This window comes from Breoghania sp. (assembly GCF_030066895.1).
GTDB lineage: Bacteria > Pseudomonadota > Alphaproteobacteria > Rhizobiales > Stappiaceae > Breoghania.
In genome coordinates, this window is the sequence record NZ_JASJAV010000019.1 from 205,427 (window position 1) to 228,701 (window position 23,275).

The window sequence follows — 23,275 nt, forward strand, 5'->3', positions numbered from 1 at the left end:
TGCTGGTCACTGCATCAACGTATGCTTTTTTGCATCGTTTTGAAAACTTATATCAATAATGCGCACGATTCGGAAAGAATATGAGAGGTTATCCTCGTGTCAGCCCCTGTGACAGATGGCAGCATTCAGGCTCCGATCAGGTCCATCTGGGTGCAGAGCGACGGCAAGGCCGGTGACGAAAACCAGTGCATTGCGGTCGCCGATGCCCTCGGTTGCCCCTTCGAGGCGCGGCACGTCGCCCCGCGCGCGCGCTTCGTGTGGGCCATGCCGCGCGGCCCGATCGATCCCCGCGAGCACCCTTCCCGGCCCGACAGCCCCGTTCGCCCCCCCTTTCCCGATCTCGTGATCGCCTCCGGTCGCCGCACCGTGCCGTATCTGAAATGCATCTCGCGCGCCTCCGCGGGCGCGACCATGACGGTGTTCCTCAAGGACCCTCTGACAGGCCCCGGGGCGGCCGATTTCATCTGGGTGCCCGAACACGACAAACTGCGCGGCAAAAACGTGCTGGCAACGCCCACCCCGCCGCATCGCTTTTCACAGGAACGCCTGGCGGCTCTGCGCGCAGCACCACCCGCCGACATCGCCCGGCTGACCGCCCCTCGCGTCGCCGTCCTTGTGGGAGGCGACAGCCGCCATCACCGCTTCACCGCCTATGATGTGGAGACATTCGGTCACCGGCTGGAACATTTGGCCCAAACGGCGCGCCTGATGATCACACTCTCGCGCCGCACTCCCAAGCTTCTGGCGGATCGAATCGCCCGTCTGAAGGACAAGGGGCCCCACCTTATCTGGGACGGAACGGGCGAGAATCCGCTCGCGGCCTATCTGGCGAATGCAGATGCGGTGGTGGTGACGGCCGATTCAACCAACATGGTCGGGGAAGCGGCTGCGACCGGTCGCCCCGTTCTTGTCTATGAGCCGAGCGGTGGACACAGGAAAATCAGCAGCTTTCTGGATAGAATGTCGGAATTAGGGGTTACCCGCCCCTTTGCCGGACGCCTTGAAACCTATAGGTACGAGCCACTAGATTCGACACCTGTCATTGCGGAGGCGATCCGCGCTCTTTGGCAGGCCCGACACGCCGGAAAATCCGGTGAAAGCTGAGACCACGCAAGACCGGACGATGCCCATGACCACCAAACACACCAAGCTCCTCATCATCGGCTCCGGTCCCGCCGGCTACACGGCCGCGATCTACGCCGCCCGCGCCATGATGGAACCGACGCTGATCGCAGGCCTCCAGCCGGGAGGTCAGCTCACCATCACCACCGAGGTGGAGAACTATCCCGGCTTCGCAGATCTCATCCAGGGCCCCTGGCTGATGGAGCAGATGCAGAAGCAGGCGGAAAACGTCGGCACCGACATCGCCTGGGATCTGATCACCGAAGCCGACCTCACCTCCAATCCGAAGCGTCTGGTGACCGACAGCGGCACGACCTACACCGCCGACGCGGTCGTCATCGCCACCGGCGCCCAGGCGAAGTGGCTCGGCATTCCCTCCGAACAGACCTACATGGGCGCGGGCGTTTCCGCTTGCGCGACCTGCGACGGCTTCTTCTATCGCGGCCGCAAGGTGATCGTGGTCGGTGGAGGCAACTCCGCGGTCGAGGAAGCGCTCTATCTGGCCAATCTCGCCGACGAGGTGACCGTCGTTCACCGCCGCGAGGAATTCCGTGCCGAAAAGATCATGCAGGAGCGTCTCTTCGCCCACCCCAAGGTCACGGTTCTCTGGAACCACACGCTTGACGAGATCCTGGGCGACGGCACGCCGCCTGCGGTGACCGGCGCGCGGCTGAAGAACGTCAAGACCGGCGAGACGACGGATCTCGCCGCCGACGGCGTCTTCATCGCCATCGGACATGCCCCGGCTGTCGACCTCTTCAAGGATCAGGTCAAGCTGAAGCCGGCCGGCTACATCTGGACGGAAGCAGATTCCACCAAGACGTCCCTTCCCGGCGTTTTCGCCGCCGGCGACGTGACAGATGAAGTCTATCGCCAGGCCGTGACTGCGGCGGGCATGGGCTGCATGGCTGCACTCGAAGCGAAAAGATATCTGGCAGAATTGGGTTCGAGTGCAGAAGAGGCCGCCGAGTAGGCGTCACACAATCCTGTTGCCGCACGCTGTCCGCCTGGCGGGCAGCGTGACCACCCTTGCCGGACACGACGAGGACGGCGCGCAAGGGGAAGACAACGCCTGAGAGGGACGAAATATGGACTGGGATAAACTGCGGATCTTTCACGCCGCGGCACAAGCCGGCAGCTTCACCCATGCCGGTGACATGTTGAACATGAGCCAGTCGGCCGTTTCCCGTCAGGTTTCCGCCCTCGAACAGGAATTGCACGTCTCCCTGTTCCATCGCCACGCCCGCGGGCTGCTGCTGACGGAACAGGGCGAGATGCTCTACCGCACCGCCCAGGACGTGCTGCGCAAGCTCGAGGCCGTGCAATCGCGGCTGACCGACACCAAGGGCAAGCCCTCCGGCCTGTTGCGCATCACCACGACGGTGGGGCTAGGCACCGGCTGGCTCACCTCCCGGCTCAACGATTTCGTCGATCTCTATCCGAACGTGAACCTTGAGCTGCTGCTGACCGATGACGAACTGGACCTCTCCATGCGCGAGGCCGACGTCGCCGTCCGCCTGCGCCAGCCCATTCAGCCCGATCTGATCCAGCGCAAGCTCTTCACCGTCCATTTCCACCTTTACGCCTCTCCCACCTATCTGAAGCGCTTCGGCAGCCCGGTCACCGAGCGCGACCTGGACAATCACCATCTCATCAGCTTCGGAGAGAAGGTGCCACTGTACCTGCGCGACATGAACTGGGTGGAAAGCGCCGGCATGCCGGAAGGCCAGAAGCGCCGCACCGCGCTCCGGGTCAACAATGTCGTCGCCATCAAGCGCGCGGTACGCCGCGGCATCGGCATTGCGCTCCTACCCGACTACCTGATCGAACCTGATTCGGGGCTTGTGCAGCTCATTGCGGGCGCCGACGTGCCGAGCTTCGACACCTATTTCGTCTACCCTTCCGAGCTGAAGAATACCGCCCGCATCACCGCGTTCCGGGACTTCCTCCTCTCCAATGCGGAGCACTGGGCTTACTGAGGGGCCATCGCGCTTCAGAGCGCGGTTTCATCGTTCCGGTAGCGGCCGAAACGATTCATGCATTTAACGCATATCAGACTTGCACGGCTGATAGTTGTTTGGGCAGCCCGTGCTGCGCATATAGGCACTGTCTGATGGTTCTCGGCCGTCGCAACCTCCTCCCTGCGACGCGCCGTTTCAGCCATCTGTTCCCTCTGGAAGGTGAATGTCCACGAGTTTCTCGTGGTCAGAACTGCCGGGCTCTTCGTGAGCTCGGCTTCTTTTTTTGTGCTTCGCAAATCGCCGACATCCCCCAGCGGCAGACGCACCTTCCCCCAATCCTCCTCAACGACTGTCAACACTGCGCCACAGCCCTTGCGCCCGGTTTCAGCATTCCGTCTCCCGGCGGAACTGAAAATGACGGCGAGCGCAAAAAGCGTCTAAATTTCGTATTTCTTTCAGAATACGGGCTCTGGCACGACCGTGCGCAAGCCGCGGTTTGCAACCTGCGTCCTCCCGACACGTCACGAAGAAATTGAAGCGGATCCCGCGAAGGACGCCCCCACCCATCGGATCCAACGCTTGCGCCTTTTCCCGAACGAAGCCGTCAGGAGCGCTGAAACCGGCCCACGACGCGCGACCTTCCCCGCCTGCATTGCAGGGGGGAGCAACGTCTCAACCGGTTGAAAGTGGGAAAATCTGCCGTAACGGGAGAAAACGCACAGCATTTGAACCTGTCTATATCTTAGGTAGACACAACGGGCTTGCAGCCATGCACAGGGGTTATGACTTCATTCATCGGCGGCGGGGCCGATCGTTCAGACATCTGAGTGAGGGAAACGGGCGAACATAGTCGCCCGTTCCACACAAGCCTTCTCAGGCCGCTTAACGGCCGTGCTTTTGCAGCACCTGTTCCGCCGGTTTGCCGGTCAGTTCGAACAGATGATCGGACCGGGCCGTGAAATTGCCCACGCCCGCGGTGGCGGAACCCATTTCCACGATCAGGTCCTGGAGCTCAGCCTCCAGCATGGTCGCCTTCACCTGATCCCAGCCCGGCCAGTCCGGCCTTGCGTCGGACCCGAGTATCTGCTCGCGCCGTGCCGAAACGATGGCATTGATCTTCGCCGTCGCTCGCTCGGGCAATTCAACGTCACCTCCATGATGGGCTCCAGCAGCACCGGTTTGCAGGCTTCCATGCCCTCTCGCATGCCAACCTGCGCCGCCCCTTGAAGGCCTGATCGGAGCTGTCGACGGTGTGATAGGACCCGTCGGTGAGCGTCACCGCGACATCGACGACGGGAAAGCCCAGCAGACCGTGGCGCAGGTAGTCCCTTGACCCCGGCCTCCACCGAAGGAATGTACTGCTTGGGCACCACGCCGCCGGTGATCGTATCGGAGAAGACGATCCCCTCGCCGCGCGGCAGCGGCGCGATGGTCAGCACCACATCCCCGAACTGGCGGTGCCCGCCCGACTGTTTCTTGTGTCGGCCGCGCACCGAAGTCTTGCCACGGATGGTCTCCTTGTAGGGCACGTGCGGCTGACCGGTTCCCACCTGAATGCCGTCGTACTTGCCCGTCAGCCGCTCCAGCGCCACGCGCAAGTGCATTTCGCCCTGCCCGCGCAACAACGTCTTGCCCGTATCCTGAAGTTGCTCCACCATAAGCGATGGGTCTTCCTCCACGATCCGCGTGAGAGCGGCCGAGAGCTTGACCTCGTCCTTGCGTTCGCCCGGCGCGACCGCAAACGCCATGACGGGCTCCGGCGGTGAAAGCTTGAACAGGTTGCCCACAGGCGCCTTGTCGGCCTTCAGCGTATCGCCCGTTTGCGCCGTTTCCAGCTTGCCGAGCGCCACGGTCTCGCCGACCTCGGCCGGTCCGCACTTGGTCGCCTGCGTGCCCATCACGTTGAGCACCCCGGACACCGGCTTTCCTGCTCGTCGCTGCGCAACAGCACCGTTCCGTCGGAAACGGTGCCCGCCAGGACCCGGACGATCGAAAGCTTGCCCGCATGCGGGGTGTAGAAGGTCTTAAGAACCTGCACGACCGATCCCGCATCCTCTTCCAGTCCGAGGCGTTCACGGGTCTGCTCGATGGCCGGAGTTTCATGGCGCAGCGCCTTCATCAGCCGCAGGATGCCATTGCCGTGTTCGGCCAAACCGATGAAGACGGAACAAATCATGCCGTCCCGCGTCTCCTTGACGAGATCGGTAAACACATAGTCGGTTCCTGGCTGAATGTCCTCCAGAAGCTTCTCCATCAGGCCGTCATCATAGTCGGCGATGGCCTCAAGCATCTCGAAGCGCGCTTCCAGCACTCGCTCGCGCTCGGCGGAGGGAAAGTCGATCACCTCACTTTCGGAATGTTCCTGGTAGATGTGAGCGCGTTCCAGCGCCAGATCGATGAATCCCGTGACATTACCGTCCTTGCGGATCGAGATCTGGCGCAGCACCAGCGGCACCGAGGAGGCCGGTTGCAGCATGGTCAGGATGTCATGGAGGCGGCGGTCGAACTTGTCGACCTTGATGATGAACAGAAGATGGGGAACGCCACGTTCTTCAAGCTCCTTCAAAATGAGCTGCAGGGCGGCGACTTTCTTTTCGTCGGGCTCCGCCACCACGATTGCAACATCGGCGCCGGCCAGCACACCTTGCGCCTCGAAGAGAAATTCCACCGATCCGGGGCAATCGATGAACGTATAGGAATCACCCATGAAGGTGGTCTCGGCGACATTCGCCTCCACACTCATTGCGTGGGCGCGGGCTTCCGGCGACGCATCGCCGACCGTGTTGCCCTGAGAGACCGTACCTTGCCGCTGGATGGCCCCCGTGCGCGCCAGGATCGCTTCCAGCAGTGAGGTCTTTCCGCTTGCGAACGGATCGACCAGCGCGACGCACCGGAGCCCGGCTACTCTGCCGTTAGCATCTCCCATGATGGTCTCTCCTTCTTGGTTCTCGGGTACGAGAAAGCGATGGACGCTACGGAGAGTTTGTAGTCCCGAATGAGATATTCCCTATTTGTTCGTCTGCGACCATCCTCCGCAATAGGGGGGGAACCGGGCACCGGCCCAAGCCCATCGTCTCAGCCCCCCATCCCGAGACGCAAGGGAATCCGATGTCGCGGCGCAACAAGTCCGCCGCCGGGGTTCCTTTCCCGTGCGACATGAAAATGCTACCAGTCTACGTATAATATTCTAGAACGAGTATGTGACTTTGCCCGGCACCGTCCCGACCGGCCTTCCCCAAACGAGGAGATACGCAATGCAGACAGAAACAGTCAGTGGCGTCGAGCTGCAGGTACTCACGCCGGAAGAGGTGAAGGAGCGTTTCGATAACGACGAGATCGTCCTGATAGACGTGCGCACCCCGGCAGAATACTCCTTCGAGCACATTGCCGGTGCGATGCTGTTCCCGATGTCGTCCTTCGATCCAGGCAAGTTGCCGGTACAGACCGAAAAACCGATCGTCTTCCACTGCGGCTCCGGCATCCGTTCCAAGGCTATTGCCGATCGCTGCGCGCAGGCAGGTCTCTCACCATTGGCGCATATGGGCGGGGGCTTCAGTGCCTGGAAAGCGGCCAAGCTTCCCTATTCCGCCATCGACCCGGCGACCGGTGCCGTGGTCCGGAGGTAGCGGCATGAAATCTCCCGCAGCGCGTGCCCGCCTTCATAAGGCGCGAACGTGCTGCGGGTTTCAGACTCGCCGGATAGATAGAGGGACCGACCACCCGTGCAGCGTGTGGAGCTCAGCCTCACCCGAAGACAGCGTGTCCCCAGTCCTTGTTAGTGCCGGATTTCTCCTCCCGCTCCTGCAAGTGCTCAAGCGCCTGTCCAATCGCTCGCAGTCCCTGATCTCCCGGATCGTCCTCGCGATGACGCTGGATAAGCGTCCTGGACTTGCCGCCCAGATAGAGCCGTACGCCAGCCATTGCGCTCCAGTTGTCATCCTCACCGACAAGACCGTCCGCAAACAAGGAGACATTCGGAGCAACCTCGAAACCGGGCTGCCATTCCGCCCCCAAGGTCCCGAAACTGACATCGGCTGCGTGAAGATAACCGCCGTAAAGACGCAGGTTGTCGACCGGGTAGTATCAGCGTCGCGCTGCCGAAGAAGTTGGTCTCACCGTAGCCGTAGTCAACGCCCGCGAGGCCTTCCAACGAAACCGGCCCGAAATAGACCTCGCCTTCGCCCGCCACGGTGCCGACATTGACATCGCGGTCACCGTCAATTCCGGAATAGGAAGCGTAGATACCCAGCAGGGCCTTTTCCGGATCACGCCAGAAGGCATGCGCCCCGACACCGAAATCACCGTCTCCGTCGTTAGAACCGACAGCCCCGTCGAGTTGCAGGCCGAACGCATGACCTAACGGCGTGACGAAAGACCCGGTCAGAGTGCCCGTTTCCTTGTCATTCATCGCATCGAAGGCCGCCGCAATCTTACCGTTGACACCGGACACCGCCGGAAGATCGGCGGCGAACGCCCCACCGAACGTCAGAGAACTCACCGCGCCGCCAAACGCGACAGCGACCAGCGAGTGGTATCGCTTTACCATCGAACAAAACCCCCGATCTGTAGTTGCAGACTGCTGTGCCACAACGATCAGGGTTGCCGACAAAAATAAATTAAATATTTTAAATTTCACCGACCCGTGTGACCGACAAGCCACTAGAAAGCTTGTTTTTCCGAATAAATTGCGCGACGGCATGAAACAGAATACCACACACGTCAGTCCAGGGTCCGCAATTCCAGCTCCGCAATTCCGGCGGCCAGATTGAGCCCGACGCCCAACGTCGCCTTCGCCGAAACGCCGACATAGTCACCACCGGCCAGCGCACCAGCTCCGATATCGCTGGAGTGAGCAAAGACAAACCAGCGGATCACGCCGCCCTCCGTCTTGCCCAGATCCAGATCGGTTCGGCGGATCTGGCCGAAATAGATGTCGGCAGGCCCGTCTTCGCCGCGTTGAAACGTGCAGGAGAGATCCTTGGTCGATTGCAGCAGGGTGCTCCCGCCGCTCTTGATGGCGCAGTCGAGAAGCCCGACCTTGATCTGGCCTTGCCCCTCCTTTGGCTGATCCTCCGCGCGCGCCTGGCTCACACAAAGAGCCAGGGCGCACACGAGGGCCGACAGCACGGCCTTTCCCGATGACATCACGACACGTCCTCGACGTTCGTTCGGCCACTCGGTCGTGCTGCGGCTGTTATCGTCCACTTACTTCGCCGCGGTCAGCTTGAGCTTGGCGATACCGGCCACCACGTTGAGGCCCTTTTGCACCTGGACGTTGAGCGGATTGAGCGTGATGGACTTGTCGAGCCCGCCGACGAGCGCATTGGCCCCAACGCCGCCACCGACCGTCGCCTCTGCGGACACGCCCGCATAGTCTCCTTCAAGCGCGCCCGGCTCGACGTCGGAAGCCGGAGCCAGCACACCCCAGGACAGCTTGCTCACATCGTTCTTGCCGACGTCGATGCCACACTTGGTGATGCGGCCGTGATAGCGCTCCTTGGGGCCGGAAACCGGCGAGAAGACGCAAGTCAGATCCTTTGAAGACCCGAAAATGAAGCCGGAGCCGCCGGCAACGGTGCAATTGAGGGCGCCGCCCTTGACCCCGGCCCCTTCAGCGGCGGCAAGACCGGCCAAAAGAGCACCGGCAACGGCAGCCACGGCAAAACATGCAGCAATATGTTTAGTTATCGAAGTTCCTCCTTGTTCAAAGCCCGCCATGACGGCCCGACCCGGCTGAATTCTGAGTTGGGCACGGCGCGCCCGGGCCTGTTTTCCCGAACGCGCCGCCCATCAATTCAACTTACCAACGCAAGGTCGGCAGGAGGGTTCCACTATTGACCCTGCGCGGAAGACGTCACCCGATATTCCCGCAGAAACGCTGGATGCGCGTGCACGCCTCTTCCAGCGCCTCGTTGGAGGTCGCATAGGAAATGCGGAAGTTCGGGCCAAGCCCGAATGCCGATCCCTGAACCACTGCGACGCCCTCTTCCTCCAGAAGCGCGGTGACGAAGTCCTCGTCGGTCTCGATCTTCTTGCCCTTGGCGGTCGTCTTGCCGATCAGCTCCGCACAGGAGGGATAGACATAGAAGGCGCCTTCCGGCGTCGGGCAGGACAGCCCGCGCGCCTGGTTGAGCATGGAAACGACCAGATCGCGACGGCCCTTGAAAATCTCGGCGTTCTTCGGGATGAAGTCCTGCGTGCCGGTCAGAGCCTCGACCGCAGCCCACTGCGAAACCGAGCAGGGGTTGGAGGTCGACTGCGACTGGATCTTCGCCATCGCCTTAATCAGCGCGGTCGGCCCGCCCGCATAACCGATACGCCAGCCGGTCATCGCATAGACCTTGGACACGCCGTTGACCGTAAGGGTGCGATCCTTCAGGGCCGGCTCGACCTGCGCGATGGTCGTGAACTCGAAGCCGTCGTAGACGAGATGCTCATACATGTCGTCGGTCATCACCCAGACCTGGGGATGCTTCAGGAGCACCTTGGCGATCGCCGCGAGTTCCGCACGCGTATAGGCGGCGCCCGACGGGTTGGAAGGCGAGTTGAAGATCAGCCACTTGGTCTTGGGCGTGATCGCGGCTTCCAGCGCCTCCGGGGTCACATTGAAGCCGTTTTCGATCTTGGTCTCCACGGCCTTCGGCGTACCGCCGCCCAGAAGCACCATATCCGGATAGCTGACCCAGTAAGGCGCAGGAACCAGAACCTCGTCACCGGGGTTCAACGTCGCCATCAGCGCGTTGTAGAGAACCTGCTTGCCGCCGGTGCCGACGGTGATCTCCGCCGGGATGTAGGTCAGGCCGTTCTCGCGCGCGAACTTGTCGACGATCGCCTGCTTCAGCTCCGGGATACCGTCCACAGCCGTGTATTTCGTCTTGCCGTCCGTGATCGCTTTGATCGCCGCCTGCTTGATGTTTTTCGGCGTATCGAAATCCGGTTCTCCGGCACCCAGGCCGATGACATCGCGCCCGGCCGCTTTCAGTTCCCGGGCCTTGTTCGTGACTGCGATGGTCGCAGATGGTTTCACCCGGGCGAACGAGTCGGCAAGAAAAGCCATAATTCTGTTCTCCGTGAGGATTGGCGCCATCCATGAAAAAAGGCGCATGGGACCCTATGCCTCCTCGTGCCCGGGCGCAACCGCCTGCACACGCAAGAGGCCCGGTTTCACGCGATTATCAGCCCCTGAAAACCGCGTGTGGCACGGGCTCTAACGGCAGGCAGGCTCCCCGGATCGCCTCGCCGACCGTCCGTCTTCCACGGTCGATACACGTTTGTATACTGCAAATTTTAACAATGTTCGATACATTTGATACGTTAGGATACAAGTAAAATATCGGCACCGGCTCCCATATGCCCTATGAGGACGATTGACAGGGCAAAGCGGGGTCGCACCGGCCGGTTCGCCGACCGATGCCGAGGTCCGGGGACAAGAGCCCCCGGCGAAATCGCCCGAGCAAAGCCTGAATGAACGAGCACAACCGGTTTAACAAGAAACAGCCCGTAAAACGTCGGCGGAAGGTGTCGTGACAGATCTGTTCACCATTATCGAGATCAGGATCAAGCCGCCGCACCGCGAGGCCTACCTTCAGGCCGCACGCGCGTTCCTCGACAAGCGCCGCGTCAATGACGACTGGACCCATCACACGACGCATATTGACGCTGCGGATCCCTGTCACTGCGTCATCACGGTTCGCTGGCACGACGAGGACAAGATGAAAGCCCATTTTACCTCGAGCGAGCTGAAGGCCTTTTCCGCAGAGACGGAGAGCTACCTCGCCCAACCGGCGATCTATCGGACATTTACCATCGAGATCGCGCGCACCCTGCTATGACCACGACAACCCTTAACGGACGACACATTTTCTGCGGGAGGCCCGCATGTCGCACGTGACGATCCTGTTCAATATCCGCGTCCGAAGCCGAGTACCGCGACGATGTCGTCAGGGACATAGGCAAGATCGCGAACAAGAACCGCGAGGAAACGGCATGCCTCGCCTACGACTGTTTCCGCACCGAGCAGTCCCAGACCGATATTCTCGTCATCCAGGTCTGGGAAACGATGGAAGCCTATGAGGCGCACAACCGGTGCGACTATGTCGGCGCACTCTTCGAACGGTATGCGGCGATCCTTCTGGAGCCCGCCCGACGCACCGTTTTGAACCCGACTCGCGAAACCACCGCTCTTTAACTCCTCGCGCCTCAAATCGTGCACAGATGATCGCAATTGCCCCAATTGCGCCACAAAGTTGACTATCGCCACACTTTCGTCGCCAAAACAAACCGTTGCCGACGAAATCCCGGCGCGGTCGGGACCCAATCATCTGGATAATCGATACTGTCAATGAAACGGACCAAAGGGGACGGTACCATGCAGTTCAGCGTAAAGAACCCTTTCGTGCAGGTGGCAAGAGAGCCGGCAACTCAGCTCTGCGATCCCATCTGCCCCTTCGCTCTTTCCGTGTCACAGGAATAGCCGCGGCTCTGGCGTTGACGCCGGTCGTGGCCTTCGCCGCCACAGAACCCGCCAGCACAGGGCTCTCCCCAAGCGTGGCCTGGATCGCCTTCGTCGCCATGATCGTCGTGGTCGCGGCCATGTGGCGCCATTTCACCCGCCGCATGCTCTCCGACCAACGTCCGCGCTGAGAAGACTGGGGCTTAAGAGCTCTTCCCGTCGGTACGGACCATTGCCGGAGCGACGCGACAGGACACTGCACCACGCTCGACAGCCCTGAGTGCTCCCCGACAGGGAGAGGGCGCGCCGCGCATCTCTTGTCAGAAACGAAAAAAGCGGAGAGCCATGCTCCCCGCTTGTCGGTAAACCGTCAGACCGGGCGCCCTGATCGGACGTCGAGCCTGTTTCGGTTCGTCAGGCCTTTTCGTTCTTGGCCCGCTCGATGGCTTCCACGATCAGTTTCTTGGCGACGTCGACGCCTTTCCAGCCGTTCACCTTCACCCACTTGCCGGCTTCGACATCCTTGTAGTGCCTCAAAGAAGTGCTCGAACTGCTTGATGGTGATATCAGGCAGATCCTCGTAGCTGTTGATCCGGTCGTAGCGCTTGGTGAGCTTGGGGTGCGGAACCGCCAGCACCTTCTCGTCCATGCCGTGTTCGTCTTCCATCATCAACACGCCGATCGGACGGTAGTTGAGAATGGCGTCGGGCACGACCGGGCGCTGGTTGCAGACGATGACGTCGATCGGATCGCCGTCGTCCGACAGCGTGTGCGGCACGAAGCCGTAATTGCCGGAATACCGCATCGGCGTGTAGAGGAAGCAATCAACGTACATCACACCCGCCGCCTTGTCCATTTCGTATTTGACCTGCTCGCCACCGACTGGAACCTCGACGATCACGTTGACGTCTTCGGGCGCATTCTTGCCGATCGGCACGGCATCGATGCGCATTGTGCGACTTCCTTCGCTTAATTTCCGACAACCCATGCGGTCCTGCCGACCGGCATGGCTTGCGATGAGATATGGGAATGATCTGGATCCGGCATACTGACGGATGCAGCCCTCCGGCAGCCGGAGTTTTGCTCCGCGCCAGTCCCGGTTCGACGGCGTTGTGCCGGGGACTGCGACAAAATGCAAGCCCATTATATGCATCGCAACAACGACAGACCGGCATGGATAACGGCAACATGGCCCGCTCGCCGACGCGTCTTCCGCACCGACGTTTTCCCGCTTCCAAGCCGTTCAGATTGACTTCATTACCGTTTTCGCGGCCCAATATGCCCTAACGGCAGACGGCAGGCTCCGTTCACTTGGCTTTCGAGCGCTCCGCCCAACTATAGATCCTTACCGAAAGGTCTGATCTGCCGATGCGCTCGATACTCTCGTCGCAAAGCCCGCCGCCCATCGCTTCATAGAAGCCTTGGGCCGCTTCGTTGTCCTTGAGAACGCGCACGGCGAAACCCGGCATTCCCGCAGCACGCTTCGCGCGGCGGCGAACAGGCGTTGCCCGAAACCAAGCCCCTGATAATCGGGATGGAGATAAAGCTCGTAGATCTCGCCGGTGAACGGCAGGTGCTTCAGCCGGCTATGGCCGAACGTGGCGTAGCCGGCGAGCGTTCCGCACACTTCCAGCACCAGAATGCGGGTCTTGTAGCGGATGACCGCGTGCCACCAGGAGACGCCGCACCGGGCCAGCAACCGTTCCAGTTCCACTCCCGACAGGACACCCCGATAGGCGCCGCGCCATGCCGCACCATGGATATCGGCGAGCGATTCGGCGTCTTCCGGTCGTGCCTGGCGAATGGTGACGGCGCCGATCTTCATAGGACCACCTTATGTCTTCCCCGAAAAGCTTGGAAGCTCTTTCCGTACCAGCGGCAGCCTGCCCCAGCCTCAGCCAACAGGGCCACATGCTTCAAAAAAGATGCAAGGTCACATTTGGACCTCCCGTCGAACGCCCATGGATGCTATCGCACGGCATCACGTTCATTGCGGGATCTTGCCCATGACAGACCGTCTTGCCTCCCCCCCCCCTCATCTGGCCGACCGTTGCCGGCGGACTGGCCGGCGCCGCGGGCATCACGCTTTCGACCGTAGCCGCGCATATCGATTTCTCCTATCTGGTAAGCACAGCGGCAGCGATCGCACTGGCTCACGCGCCCCTGCTTATCCTGCTGTCCCTGCCGGGCATCCGACGCGTGTTGCGCCGCCCCGCCTTGCCCGCGCAGCCGATAACACTGGGATTGATCCTCTTTTGCGGAGATTTGACTGCGTGCGCCTTCCTGGATTTCTCCTTCTTCAAGAACGCAGCGCCCACAGGCGGCACCCTGCTCATTCTCGACTGGCTGCTCGTCGCTCTCCCTGCCTTGCCCAATCTCTTTTCGCGAAACGACGCGGCCTGATCCGCGCAGCACGTTCCAGTTGCGCAAAGCCCCCGTTCAAGGCACCGTAGCAGGCATTGTTCCGTAAGGTCGGATTTTGGGGCAGAACATGAAGAACGCACTGATTTTGCCCGCGGCGATTGTCGCGGGTGTGGCTTTTGGCGGCGCAGCACGCGCCGACTATGCATTGACCATCCTCCACACCAACGACTTTCACTCCCGCATCGAGCCGATCAACAAGTACGATTCAACGTGCAGCGAGAAAGACCTGCAGGCGGGCATAATGTTTCGGCGGTTCCGCCCGTTTCATGACCAAGATTACCGAACGCCGCGATGCGATCCGCGCGGCCGGCGGCAACGTCGTGCTGCTTGATGGCGGCGACCAGTTCCAGGGCTCGCTGTTCTACGCCCACTACAAGGGCAAGGCCGCGGCCGAACTGATGAACCGGATCGGTTATGACGCCATGGTCGTCGGCAACCACGAATTCGACGACGGCCCCAAGGTGCCCGCCGATTTCATCGGCGCCATCGATTTCCCGATCCTTCTGGCCAATGCCGACCTGTCGCGGGAAGCGGCCCTGAAGAGCGCGACGATCCTGCAGATCGGCGGCGAAAGGATCGCGCTGATCGGCATCACAGCCGAAGACACGGACGAACTTTCCTCCCCCGGTGACGATGTCCGCCGCCGCAACATGCTCCACCCGAGGTTCCGCCTCGATGACGGCGCTGAGCGCCTGGCGCAACTGATGCGGATCGGCGGCAAAGAGAGGTGGCACCGGATCGGGCCGTTCGCGAATGCAGAGTTCCGGCGGACAGGCAAGAAACGTGTTGGGCGTCTTCGGCCGCTTCAATTGCGCGAAATCGCCCACCGGCCCGAGATCGGCGGGCCCGAACAGCACTTCCCACGTCTTCTCCCGGCCGAAACCGAAGAAAGCGGCAACACAGACAAGCAGGATGACGACAATGGCAAGCGCGGCTGTTTTCATGGCCGCAACATCGCCTGAGAACTGCGCGAATGCAATGATCGGCGGATACCGTGAATGCCTACTGCGAACTCAGCAGGAACCATCGGTTCATCGGCTGTATCAGCCGGGCGTTGCCGTTGTAGAGCGCGGTGTACCTGGCGATATCGACCTCGGCCACCGACAACGGCTTGCGCAGCACCATTCAGTCGACGACCTCACTGAAGGGCGGCGGCGTCAACGAGCCTGCATACGCCCAGTAATCGAGGGCACCGGGAAGCAACGTGGAGGGATCGACGTCGAGTTTTGCCTCCGCATTCGGCTTGCCCGGGAATTTCGCCGCAAGCATAGCAAAGCTGTCGTTCGAGCCGCCGGGCTGGATCATCACGCCGAGCCCGCCAGTCGCCACGTTCTTGTGAACGAAATGCGCTTCCATCGGGAAAGCCTTGCCGTCAACGAGATGTTCGCTTGGGGCGTGGAAATGGAACTGCAGCAACGTGTAGCTGTCCGCCCCGTGCCTCAGCATGCTGTCGTCCGCAACATTGATCTGAATGGTATGGCCGTTGTTGACGACCGTCGCCGGCCCCGAGGCCCAGTCAATCTCGATCTTCGGCAGGTCCGCCCCGATCGCGCCGGTGAGATCGACCGGCGACTGCTGCGACCCGGCCGAACACGCCATGTCGTCCGTGGAGAGCTTACCCCAGTGATCAGGCCCCTCCTCGCCCGTATAGCCCCAATGCGCGCTTTCGCGCACGTGCGACGGCCGCCCAGAGAGGGCAAGCGCCCATGACCATTCACCCCCTTCAGGAAGGTTCTGCGTTCCATCACATCCTCCGATAATCGGTGGAACCGGCCGCGACGCTCGGGATCGAGCCCGCCTCGCACATCATCCAACTGAATTTCAAGCCGGGTTATTCGGGATAATATGGCGACGGTGATGGCACGAAAACAACCACCGCCATCACGCACGAACGAGGCGTCCTCAGCGCTCGTGTTCGGTCGCGATCCGAATGCGGTCATAGAAGAGCCCGTAGCGGGTTCCCCAGTCGATCAATTCCACGCGCATCTCGGCTTCGAGCCGTTGCCGAAAATCGTCCGGGACGCCACAGACCATTCCAAGAAACCAGGGCATGTTCTCCAGCCGGACAGGACTCGCGCAGCCGCGTTCTCGGGGGCGGTCTGCATCCTTCACCGAATACCGGATCGTTACCGGACCACCGGAAACACCCGCGGTGACCATGGGAACGAGAAAAATGAACGCCGTGTGGACGAGTAACATCATGAGCATCGTCACAAGAGCGCTGCGCATGACTCTTCCGGCAAATCCCTTGGAAGCGTCGTCCTTTTTGTAGCCGTCGATAACACCGTGAAAGAGAATGCGAAAACAGAAGCCCCGGAGAACGACAGCGCCAAACAACGCAATAAGCCGACAGGCTTCGTAGAATTGAGAGGACGGCAGGAAAGGGTAGCCGAATGAATGAAAAAAGAGCGGCGCCCCGCCAGCAAGAGATATGGACAGCAAAAGGATCGCCGCTGCGCTCTCGCGCGGACTGCGTCTGCGAGCGTTGTCCCGCACCTGCGCGTGCTCATCCATCCGGTTCCCTTCCCGATTTCCGCTATCCCATCATCGAACACTCGCAAAACGTGCCAAGAGAAACAACCATGACGAGAGGCCAGAAAAAAGCCCGGCACAATGACCGGGCTTTTCGAATTCATGTAAGCGAGATGATCGTCAGCTATCCAGGAAACTGCGGAGCTTCCGCGACCGGCTCGGGTGCTTCAGCTTGCGGAGCGCCTTGGCCTCGATCTGGCGGATACGTTCGCGGGTGACCGAGAACTGCTGACCGACCTCTTCCAGCGTGTGGTCGGTGTTCATGCCGATGCCGAAGCGCATGCGCAGCACGCGTTCTTCGCGCGGGGTGAGCGAAGCCAGAATCCGCGTCGTCGTTTCGCGCAGGTTCGACTGGATCGCCGCATCGATCGGCAGGACCGCGTTCTTGTCCTCGATGAAATCGCCGAGGTGGCTGTCTTCCTCGTAGCCGATTGGAGTCTCGAGGCTGATCGGCTCCTTGGCGATCTTGAGGACCTTGCGGACCTTCTCAAGCGGCATCTGCAGCTTTTCGGCCAGCTCCTCCGGGGTCGGCTCGCGGCCGATCTCGTGCAGCATCTGGCGCGAGGTGCGCACGATCTTGTTGATCGTCTCGATCATGTGCACCGGGATACGGATGGTGCGCGCCTGATCGGCGATCGAGCGGGTGATCGCCTGACGGATCCACCACGTCGCATAGGTCGAGAACTTGTAGCCGCGCCGGTACTCGAACTTGTCGACCGCCTTCATCAGGCCGATATTGCCTTCCTGAATGAGATCCAGGAACTGAAGGCCGCGGTTCGTGTACTTCTTGGCGATGGAGATCACGAGGCGCAGGTTCGCCTCCACCATCTCCTTCTTGGCGATCCGGGCTTCCTTTTCGCCCTTCTGCACCATGTTGACGATCTTGCGGTATTCGGTGATTTCCAGCCCCGTCTCCGTGGCGAGGTTCTGGATCTCCTGACGCAGCTCGCGGATCGTGTCCTTCTCCTTGGCGACGAAATCCTTCCAGCCGCGCGAGGAGAAGTTGGCAACTCGGCGGATCCAATTCGGATCGAGCTCGGCGCCCTGATACTGCTTGAGGAAGTCGGCGCGGGAAACGCGATAGCTGTCGGCCAGACGCAGCAGCCGGCCCTCATAGCCCATCAGCCGCTTGTTGATGTCGTAAAGCTGGGCAACCAGGGAATCGATACGGTTCTGGTTGAGCGACAGGCTCTTCACGTCCTCGATGACGTCGTCGCGCAACTTCTTGTGGCGCCGTTCCTGGGACGGCGACAGGGTCTTGTTCTGCAGACGGTTTTCGACGAGCTGATCCTGCAGACGGCGCAGCTTCTTGTAGCTGTCGGCGATGCGGTCGAAGGTCTCCAGAACCTTCGGCTTCAGCTCCGCTTCCATCGCGGCCAGCGACATGTTGGACTCAAACTCGTCGTCGTCGTCCCCGTCGCCCTCGCCGTCGTTGGAATCGCCGTTGCCGCCCTTGCCTTCCGGATCGGAATAGGTTGCTTCCAGATCGATGATCTCGCGCAGCAGAATCTTGCCGTCGTTGAGCTCGTCGCGCCAGATGATGATGGCCTGGAAGGTCAGCGGGCTTTCGCAAAGACCTGCGATCATCGCCTCGCGGCCGGCCTCGATGCGCTTTGCGATGGCGATTTCGCCTTCACGCGACAGAAGCTCCACCGACCCCATTTCGCGCAGATACATGCGCACCGGATCGTCGGTACGATCGGTGGGTTCGCGCGTGGTGGTCTTGGCGACCGCATGGGAAGAAGCTTCAACCAGCTCGCCGCCACTCTCCGAGAAGTGGTCGTCGTCGTGGTTTTCGGCTTCCGCTTCCTCGTCGGATTCGACCACATTGATGCCCATGTCTGAGAGCATCGACATGGTGTCCTCGATCTGTTCGGAAGTTAACTCCTCCGAAGGCAGAACCGCATTCAGTTCCTCGTAGGTGACGTAGCCACGCTTCTTGGCGGCCTTAATCATTTTCTTGACGGCGGCATCTGAAAGGTCGAGCAAGGGACCGTCGGAGGTTTCGCCCGCCGTTTCCTGCTGCTCTTCCGCCTGCGTCGCTTTGGCTACCATGTCCTACTCCACAACCGCCGGACAATGCGCCGGAGAGCCGATATTCGCGCAAGGCACCATACCTTGCCGCGCGCGCTCACCCAAAAACCGCCCGCTCAATCCCATGTTCGTGATACGCCGGGTGTCTTAAGCCCCGCTTAACCGTAACCGTCGCAGGTCCTACGCACGGTCCCCTCCGATGTCACCTCGAAATGGCGAACACGCGCCGACCCCGAAGCTGGCCCTGTTTGCCGACGTCGGAAAAAGCGTCACGGATATTGGACAGATCTTGTGTTTTCGCCGAACCCTGTTACGGCGCTCATGCTGTCCCGACAGGTTATTTAACTTGGCCGCAGCGATTCGCAAGAGTGATTCTTTACGGTCAAGCAGAAAAAAATTCGTTTGTGGGCCTCCGATGCCTCCCGAATCGGCAAAAAGATCCCCCACACGACGCCGTTCGCTACTCTTTGACGTTGCTCGCCGCGCTTTCAGGCACACGCATCGGCCCCTCACCCCGCCTTGCGCATTCCCTCGGCCTTGAAGGCGGCGCGAATCCCGCGTGCCTCTTCCGCCATATCGTGATCCCGGCGCCCCAGTTCCTCGCGTCGACGCATGATTTCCTGCTTCAGCGCCTGAATGCGTTGCCAGGCCTGCTCGTCGATATCCTCCATCGACGCTTCCATCTCCTGTTCCACCTCCCGTCCGAGCTGGCCGAGTTCCAGTTCGTCGAGATAGAGGTTGAAACAGCGTTCGATGAAATCGGCAGGCGGATTGAAATTGAGCACCTGCAACCGCTCGCTGAGCTTCGTCCAGTTGGGATGGAATCGCGCGGCCTCCGGCGTGGCCCCCCGGTCGGTCAGAACCTCGTTGAGAATTTCATAAAAGCGCGGATCGAGCGTTTCGAAGATGGACGCCACGGTCTTGTCGTCGAGATAGACCGCCAGTCGGCACAATTCCGACTTGAAGCCGTCGTGCAGATCGTCGTTGAAGCGCAGACGGGAAATCCGCTCCACGTTGTTCTCGAAAAGATCGAGATAGCGCGTGCACAATCCGCAGATGGTCCGCTCGGCCGAAAACAGCGGCCCATGCGGCTTCTCGATCCGCTGAGGCAGGCTCGGCCCGTTGCCGTCGCGCCCCTGGCCCGACCGTCCCGAACGCTCGCCGCGGCTCGCCTCCCAGAACAGGTTGGAGAGCTTGAGGCGGATTTCGAGCTGATAACGCCGCCGCACCCGTTCATCGCGAATCTGGGCGATCAGGTCGTAAAGGCTCTTTTCCAACGCCGCCTTGCGTTCCGGCGTGGCGATGTCGCGGTCGGTCACCTCCCGTCGCCACATCACCTCCGAAAGCGGCAGCGCCTTCTGCACCTCTTCCAAGAAACCGTTCCGTCCACCCGCCTTGATCAGATCATCCGGATCCTTGCCGTCCGGTAGATAAGTGAACTGGAACGAGTAACCGCTTTTCAGCGCCGGAAGAATGCGATCGACTGCGCGATTGGCGGCGTTCACCCCGGCGAGATCCCCGTCGAAGCAGATGATCGGTTCAGGCGCGAACCGCCACATGCGCGCGATCTGATCCTCGGTGAAAGCCGTGCCGAGCGAAGCGACCACATAGCGAACGCCGGATTGCCACACGGCAATGGCGTCCATGTAGCCTTCGGTCACGATCGCCTGTCCGGCCTCGAAGGCGGGCTGGCGCGCGCGATGCAGGTTGAACAGCATCGAGCCCTTATGGAAGAGCGGCGTCTCGGGAGAGTTGAGATATTTCGGCTGACCGTCGGGATCGAGCGTCCGCCCGCCGAAGGCCACCACCTGCCCGCGCTCATCCTGAATGGGAATCATCACCCGGTTGCGGAACCGGTCATAGGTCGAGCGACCATTGTCGGGCAGGATCAGCAGCCCGGCCTCCACCATCGTGCCCTTGTCGACGCCGCGTTCCAGAAGATGCCGTTTCAGCCCGTCGCGTCCATTAGGCGCCAGCCCGAAGCGGAATTCCCGCAAGGTGTCGTTTTCAAGCTTGCGCCGCTCCAGATAGGTGCGGGCGGCCTGCCCGGCGGGCCCGTAAAGCTCGCGCTCGAAAAAGCGCGCCGCCATTTCGCACACTTCAGCCAGATCGGCACGGCGCTGGTGGCGCTCCTCCACACGCGGATCAAGCTTGGGTAAGGGAACGCCCGCGGCCTGCGCAAGCTGTTCCACCGCCTCGGGGAAACTCAAGCCTTCGGTTTCCGTCAGAAACTTGAAGTGGTCGCCCGACTCCCCGCAGCCGAAGCACTTGTAGTGGCCGCGCCTGTCATCGACGTGGAAGCTCGGCGTCTTTTCCTGATGGAAGGGGCAGCAGGCCCAGTAGTCGCCGCGCGAGGCTTGCGTCTTGCGCCTGTCCCACGTCACGCGCTTTGCCACCACCTCCGACAGTGGCAGCCGCGCGCGAATATCGTCAAGGAGCGAAGGCGGAAAGCGCATGAGTCTCGTTCTGCATAAAAGTAAAGGGTTAGCGTAGCGCCTAACGGGCGCCACCGACACATGTAAGCACTCAGGATAACGGGGAAAGAAGGCCGGCGCGCAAAAGGCGCCTGAAAGACACACTGCGCATCGACGCGGCGGCAATCGGGGAAAACCGGAGCGGCCCGCGCGGAGCGAGCCTCGCTTTCGCGGGTGGGCGCTAATGAAGCAGCGACCTCACCACGCAGCTTGCGCGGCCGAAGTCCATCTGTCCGGGATAGCGTTCCTTCAGGACCGCCATGGTGCGGCCCATGTCGCGCAGCCCCTTGCAGCCGAGCTCATTCACGACCGCCTTGCAGGCCGCCTTTGTGTCGTCCTCATCGAGCTGCTTGGGCAGAAATTCCAAAATGATCGCAGCTTCGTCGCGCTCCTGCTGGGCCAGATCGAGCTGTCCAGCCTCTTCGTAATCGACCGCGGATCCCTCGCGCTGCTGCACCATCTTGCTCAAGATATCCGTGATTTCCTGGAGTTCGACACCATCGCGTCCCTGTGCCCGGGCCGCATCCGCGCGATCGTTGATCGCAGCCAGAATCAGGCGCAACGTCGCCGCGCGACGTTTGTCCTGCTTTTCCACCGCATCGGCGAGAGCGGCGTTCAAACGGTCGCGCATGGTCAGCGCGAAGCTCCGCAAACAGGAAACTGTTCAAGCCAGATTTGCATCATCGACTCGTCATTCGATTCTAGTAAACTGATTTATAAGGTTTTTTTCGCACCGTCGCGAATTGACCCGCGATCTACGTTGCCCTAGTCAGCGCGGCTGAGCGCGCACCGTGCCCGGTTGTGAGCCTGCCTCGTTGTGAGCCCCTTCGCCAACGGACCCTGCCCCAGCCTGTGCTGATCATCATTGTCGATCACACGCATCTCGCTGATCAGGTTTCCCTCGCGACCCGGCTTTTGACGATTGATCTAACCGTCGATCATCGGCCATATATCGGTCTCGCTCGCGCGTATGATGTCACCAACCCGATCTGGATTGCAACCCATGACGAACGCTGACGCCTGGTCTGCGACGCCCCCGACGGCCGACCTTGTCCTTGCCGATGGAACCGTGATCGAGGGGCATGGCCTTGGCGCGGTCGGCTCCGCGCCTGGGGAAGTTTGCTTCAACACGGCGATCACCGGCTACCAGGAGATCCTCACCGATCCCTCCTATGCCGGACAGATCATTACCTTCACTTTTTCCCATATCGGCAATATTGGCGCCAATGACGAGGACATAGAGACCGTCAATCTCGCCGGCGCCTCCGGTGTGCGCGGAGCCGTCTTGAGAGCCGACGTTACCGCCCCCTCGAACTACCGCGCCGCGCGCGCCCTCGACGAGTGGCTGAAGGCCCGCGGAATCATCGCGATCGCGGGTGTGGATACCCGCGCCCTCACCGCCCGCATCCGCGAAAGCGGAATGCCAAACGCGGTCATCGCCCATGCCCCTGACGGGCGTTTCGATTTCGACGATCTGAAGGAACAGGCAAGCGCCTGGCCTGGCCTTGAGGGCATGGATCTGGCGAAATCCGTCACCACCGGTCAGAGCTTCGAATGGAACGAGACGCCCTGGCAGTGGGATGAAGGCTACGGCCATCAGACCGCACCGAAATATCACTTGGTGGTCATCGACTACGGCATCAAGCGCAACATCCTGCGGCTTCTGGCCGACCAAGGATGCCGGGTGACCGTGCTGCCCGCCACCGCGACACCCGACGACGTTTTGTCGCTGAAGCCGGACGGCGTGTTCCTGTCGAACGGTCCCGGAGATCCGGCCGCGACCGGCGAATATGCCCTGCCGGCGATTCGCGCCGCCATCGATTCCGGCGTGCCCGTCTTCGGCATCTGCCTCGGCCACCAACTTCTGGGCCTGGCGCTCGGCGGCAAGACCAAGAAGATGCATCAGGGCCACCACGGCACCAATCATCCGGTCATGGACCGCACCACCGACAAGGTGGAGATCACATCGATGAACCACGGCTTCGCGGTCGATGCCGACAGCCTGCCCGACACCGTGGAGGAGACACACGTCTCGCTCTTCGACGGATCGAACTGCGGGCTGCAGGTGAAGGGCAAGCCGATCTTCTCGGTGCAGTACCACCCGGAAGCTTCGCCCGGCCCCCGCGATAGCCACTACCTGTTCACGCGGTTCATCAACCTGATTCGCGAGCGCAAGGGCGACCAGCCGCTTCCCGAACGCGCGGCCTGAAACGCCGCTTTCCCAAGACAGACGCAAAAACGAATCTAAAGCGCCCAACCCGGCCGGGTTGGGCGCT

Annotated in this window: 22 protein-coding genes and 3 pseudogenes; 11 read left to right on the forward strand and 14 right to left on the reverse strand. The window is 61.3% G+C overall.

The annotated features are described in order from the left end of the window. Positions 1-108: 108 nt before the first annotated feature. The 3 genes from QNJ43_RS19180 to QNJ43_RS19190 all read left to right on the forward strand — a co-directional run bounded on the left by QNJ43_RS19180 (position 109) and on the right by QNJ43_RS19190 (position 3,101). The gene (locus tag QNJ43_RS19180; protein WP_300472131.1) at positions 109-1,104 is read left to right on the forward strand and encodes a mitochondrial fission ELM1 family protein; all 996 of its coding nucleotides are present in this window, start codon (positions 109-111) and stop codon (positions 1,102-1,104) included. A 25-nt stretch (positions 1,105-1,129) separates the two neighbouring features. Further along, positions 1,130-2,095 carry a thioredoxin-disulfide reductase gene (gene trxB, locus QNJ43_RS19185; protein WP_300472132.1) on the forward strand — a complete coding sequence of 322 codons (966 nt, stop codon included), beginning with the start codon at positions 1,130-1,132 and terminating at the stop codon, positions 2,093-2,095. Positions 2,096-2,210: 115 nt separating this feature from the next. Beyond that, positions 2,211-3,101 carry a LysR family transcriptional regulator gene (locus QNJ43_RS19190; protein WP_300472133.1) on the forward strand — a complete coding sequence of 297 codons (891 nt, stop codon included), beginning with the start codon at positions 2,211-2,213 and terminating at the stop codon, positions 3,099-3,101. An 864-nt stretch (positions 3,102-3,965) separates the two neighbouring features. Here the strand turns inward: QNJ43_RS19190 and QNJ43_RS19195 are convergent. Next, a pseudogene (locus QNJ43_RS19195) lies at positions 3,966-6,009 on the reverse strand (elongation factor G). Between the two features lie 328 nt (positions 6,010-6,337). Between QNJ43_RS19195 and QNJ43_RS19200 the strand changes: the two are divergent. Then, positions 6,338-6,709, forward strand: a complete 372-nt coding sequence (locus QNJ43_RS19200) for a rhodanese-like domain-containing protein (protein WP_300472134.1) — start codon at positions 6,338-6,340, stop codon at positions 6,707-6,709. Positions 6,710-6,827: 118 nt separating this feature from the next. Here the strand turns inward: QNJ43_RS19200 and QNJ43_RS19205 are convergent, their stop codons facing one another. The 5 genes from QNJ43_RS19205 to QNJ43_RS19225 all read right to left on the reverse strand — a co-directional run bounded on the left by QNJ43_RS19205 (position 6,828) and on the right by QNJ43_RS19225 (position 10,140). Next, a complete protein-coding gene (locus tag QNJ43_RS19205; protein WP_300472135.1) occupies positions 6,828-7,004 on the reverse strand; it encodes a hypothetical protein in 177 nt (58 codons plus the stop codon). Between the two features lie 19 nt (positions 7,005-7,023). Continuing rightward, the gene (locus QNJ43_RS19210; protein ID WP_300472136.1) at positions 7,024-7,629 is read right to left on the reverse strand and encodes a hypothetical protein; all 606 of its coding nucleotides are present in this window, start codon (positions 7,627-7,629) and stop codon (positions 7,024-7,026) included. Positions 7,630-7,802: 173 nt separating this feature from the next. After that, on the reverse strand, positions 7,803-8,228 hold the full coding sequence (locus QNJ43_RS19215) for a DUF992 domain-containing protein (protein WP_300472137.1): 426 nt from the start codon (positions 8,226-8,228) through the stop codon (positions 7,803-7,805). 60 nt (positions 8,229-8,288) lie between these two features. Beyond that, positions 8,289-8,741: a DUF992 domain-containing protein gene (locus tag QNJ43_RS19220; RefSeq protein WP_300472138.1), complete on the reverse strand. Its 453-nt coding sequence runs from the start codon at positions 8,739-8,741 to the stop codon at positions 8,289-8,291. Positions 8,742-8,937: 196 nt separating this feature from the next. Beyond that, positions 8,938-10,140, reverse strand: a complete 1,203-nt coding sequence (locus QNJ43_RS19225) for a pyridoxal phosphate-dependent aminotransferase (protein WP_300472139.1) — start codon at positions 10,138-10,140, stop codon at positions 8,938-8,940. 466 nt (positions 10,141-10,606) lie between these two features. Between QNJ43_RS19225 and QNJ43_RS19230 the strand changes: the two genes are divergently transcribed. After that, a complete protein-coding gene (locus tag QNJ43_RS19230) occupies positions 10,607-10,915 on the forward strand; it encodes an antibiotic biosynthesis monooxygenase (RefSeq protein ID WP_300472140.1) in 309 nt (102 codons plus the stop codon). 68 nt (positions 10,916-10,983) lie between these two features. On the opposite strand, the gene QNJ43_RS19235 is transcribed toward QNJ43_RS19230, so the two are convergent. Further along, on the reverse strand, positions 10,984-11,343 hold the full coding sequence (locus QNJ43_RS19235; RefSeq protein ID WP_300472141.1) for a hypothetical protein: 360 nt from the start codon (positions 11,341-11,343) through the stop codon (positions 10,984-10,986). Positions 11,344-11,570: 227 nt separating this feature from the next. On the opposite strand from QNJ43_RS19235, the gene QNJ43_RS19240 reads away from it, so the two are divergent. After that, positions 11,571-11,726, forward strand: a complete 156-nt coding sequence (locus QNJ43_RS19240; protein WP_300472142.1) for a hypothetical protein — start codon at positions 11,571-11,573, stop codon at positions 11,724-11,726. Between the two features lie 223 nt (positions 11,727-11,949). On the opposite strand, the pseudogene ppa reads toward QNJ43_RS19240, so the two are convergent. Further along, a pseudogene (gene ppa / locus QNJ43_RS19245) lies at positions 11,950-12,487 on the reverse strand (inorganic diphosphatase). Positions 12,488-12,880: 393 nt separating this feature from the next. Further along, positions 12,881-13,360 carry a GNAT family N-acetyltransferase gene (locus tag QNJ43_RS19250; RefSeq protein WP_300472143.1) on the reverse strand — a complete coding sequence of 160 codons (480 nt, stop codon included), beginning with the start codon at positions 13,358-13,360 and terminating at the stop codon, positions 12,881-12,883. 194 nt (positions 13,361-13,554) lie between these two features. On the opposite strand from QNJ43_RS19250, the gene QNJ43_RS19255 reads away from it, so the two are divergent. The 3 genes from QNJ43_RS19255 (at position 13,555) to QNJ43_RS19265 (ending at position 14,921) form a co-directional block, all read left to right on the forward strand. Beyond that, the gene (locus QNJ43_RS19255) at positions 13,555-13,938 is read left to right on the forward strand and encodes a DUF423 domain-containing protein (protein ID WP_300472144.1); all 384 of its coding nucleotides are present in this window, start codon (positions 13,555-13,557) and stop codon (positions 13,936-13,938) included. An 88-nt stretch (positions 13,939-14,026) separates the two neighbouring features. Then, entirely contained in the window at positions 14,027-14,290 is a 264-nt protein-coding gene (locus tag QNJ43_RS19260) for a hypothetical protein (protein ID WP_300472145.1), read from the forward strand. After that, the gene (locus QNJ43_RS19265) at positions 14,226-14,921 is read left to right on the forward strand and encodes a hypothetical protein (protein ID WP_300472146.1); all 696 of its coding nucleotides are present in this window, start codon (positions 14,226-14,228) and stop codon (positions 14,919-14,921) included. The genes QNJ43_RS19260 and QNJ43_RS19265 overlap by 65 nt, the downstream gene beginning before the upstream one ends. Before the next feature lie 40 nt (positions 14,922-14,961). Here the strand turns inward: QNJ43_RS19265 and QNJ43_RS19270 are convergent. The 5 genes and pseudogenes from QNJ43_RS19270 to QNJ43_RS19290 all read right to left on the reverse strand — a co-directional run bounded on the left by QNJ43_RS19270 (position 14,962) and on the right by QNJ43_RS19290 (position 21,630). Then, positions 14,962-15,704: pseudogene (locus tag QNJ43_RS19270) on the reverse strand (carbonic anhydrase family protein). Between the two features lie 157 nt (positions 15,705-15,861). Then, positions 15,862-16,473 carry a hypothetical protein gene (locus QNJ43_RS19275; protein WP_300472147.1) on the reverse strand — a complete coding sequence of 204 codons (612 nt, stop codon included), beginning with the start codon at positions 16,471-16,473 and terminating at the stop codon, positions 15,862-15,864. 138 nt (positions 16,474-16,611) lie between these two features. Beyond that, a complete protein-coding gene (rpoD, locus tag QNJ43_RS19280; protein ID WP_300472148.1) occupies positions 16,612-18,546 on the reverse strand; it encodes an RNA polymerase sigma factor RpoD in 1,935 nt (644 codons plus the stop codon). A 488-nt stretch (positions 18,547-19,034) separates the two neighbouring features. Then, the gene (dnaG, locus tag QNJ43_RS19285) at positions 19,035-20,981 is read right to left on the reverse strand and encodes a DNA primase (protein ID WP_300472149.1); all 1,947 of its coding nucleotides are present in this window, start codon (positions 20,979-20,981) and stop codon (positions 19,035-19,037) included. 199 nt (positions 20,982-21,180) lie between these two features. Next, positions 21,181-21,630 carry a GatB/YqeY domain-containing protein gene (locus tag QNJ43_RS19290; protein ID WP_300472151.1) on the reverse strand — a complete coding sequence of 150 codons (450 nt, stop codon included), beginning with the start codon at positions 21,628-21,630 and terminating at the stop codon, positions 21,181-21,183. A gap of 221 nt (positions 21,631-21,851) precedes the next feature. Here QNJ43_RS19290 and QNJ43_RS19295 point away from each other — a divergent pair, with 221 nt between their 5' ends. Beyond that, the gene (locus QNJ43_RS19295) at positions 21,852-22,016 is read left to right on the forward strand and encodes a hypothetical protein (protein WP_300472153.1); all 165 of its coding nucleotides are present in this window, start codon (positions 21,852-21,854) and stop codon (positions 22,014-22,016) included. Beyond that, the gene (carA, locus tag QNJ43_RS19300; RefSeq protein WP_300472155.1) at positions 22,003-23,208 is read left to right on the forward strand and encodes a glutamine-hydrolyzing carbamoyl-phosphate synthase small subunit; all 1,206 of its coding nucleotides are present in this window, start codon (positions 22,003-22,005) and stop codon (positions 23,206-23,208) included. Before QNJ43_RS19295 ends, carA begins: the two co-directional genes overlap by 14 nt. Positions 23,209-23,275 lie beyond the last annotated feature (67 nt).

Coding starts and splice junctions, on each gene's coding strand:
- QNJ43_RS19250 (WP_300472143.1), bottom strand. CDS start 13,360: ATGAAGATCGGCGCCGTCACCATTCGCCAGGCACGACCGGAAGACGCC.
- QNJ43_RS19260 (WP_300472145.1), top strand. CDS start 14,027: ATGAAGAACGCACTGATTTTGCCCGCGGCGATTGTCGCGGGTGTGGCT.
- QNJ43_RS19290 (WP_300472151.1), bottom strand. CDS start 21,630: ATGCGCGACCGTTTGAACGCCGCTCTCGCCGATGCGGTGGAAAAGCAG.
- QNJ43_RS19200 (WP_300472134.1), top strand. CDS start 6,338: ATGCAGACAGAAACAGTCAGTGGCGTCGAGCTGCAGGTACTCACGCCG.
- QNJ43_RS19265 (WP_300472146.1), top strand. CDS start 14,226: ATGACCAAGATTACCGAACGCCGCGATGCGATCCGCGCGGCCGGCGGC.
- QNJ43_RS19190 (WP_300472133.1), top strand. CDS start 2,211: ATGGACTGGGATAAACTGCGGATCTTTCACGCCGCGGCACAAGCCGGC.
- QNJ43_RS19225 (WP_300472139.1), bottom strand. CDS start 10,140: ATGGCTTTTCTTGCCGACTCGTTCGCCCGGGTGAAACCATCTGCGACC.
- dnaG (WP_300472149.1), bottom strand. CDS start 20,981: ATGCGCTTTCCGCCTTCGCTCCTTGACGATATTCGCGCGCGGCTGCCA.
- carA (WP_300472155.1), top strand. CDS start 22,003: ATGACGAACGCTGACGCCTGGTCTGCGACGCCCCCGACGGCCGACCTT.
- QNJ43_RS19205 (WP_300472135.1), bottom strand. CDS start 7,004: ATGGCTGGCGTACGGCTCTATCTGGGCGGCAAGTCCAGGACGCTTATC.
- QNJ43_RS19210 (WP_300472136.1), bottom strand. CDS start 7,629: ATGGTAAAGCGATACCACTCGCTGGTCGCTGTCGCGTTTGGCGGCGCG.
- trxB (WP_300472132.1), top strand. CDS start 1,130: ATGACCACCAAACACACCAAGCTCCTCATCATCGGCTCCGGTCCCGCC.
- QNJ43_RS19215 (WP_300472137.1), bottom strand. CDS start 8,228: ATGTCATCGGGAAAGGCCGTGCTGTCGGCCCTCGTGTGCGCCCTGGCT.
- QNJ43_RS19275 (WP_300472147.1), bottom strand. CDS start 16,473: ATGGATGAGCACGCGCAGGTGCGGGACAACGCTCGCAGACGCAGTCCG.
- rpoD (WP_300472148.1), bottom strand. CDS start 18,546: ATGGTAGCCAAAGCGACGCAGGCGGAAGAGCAGCAGGAAACGGCGGGC.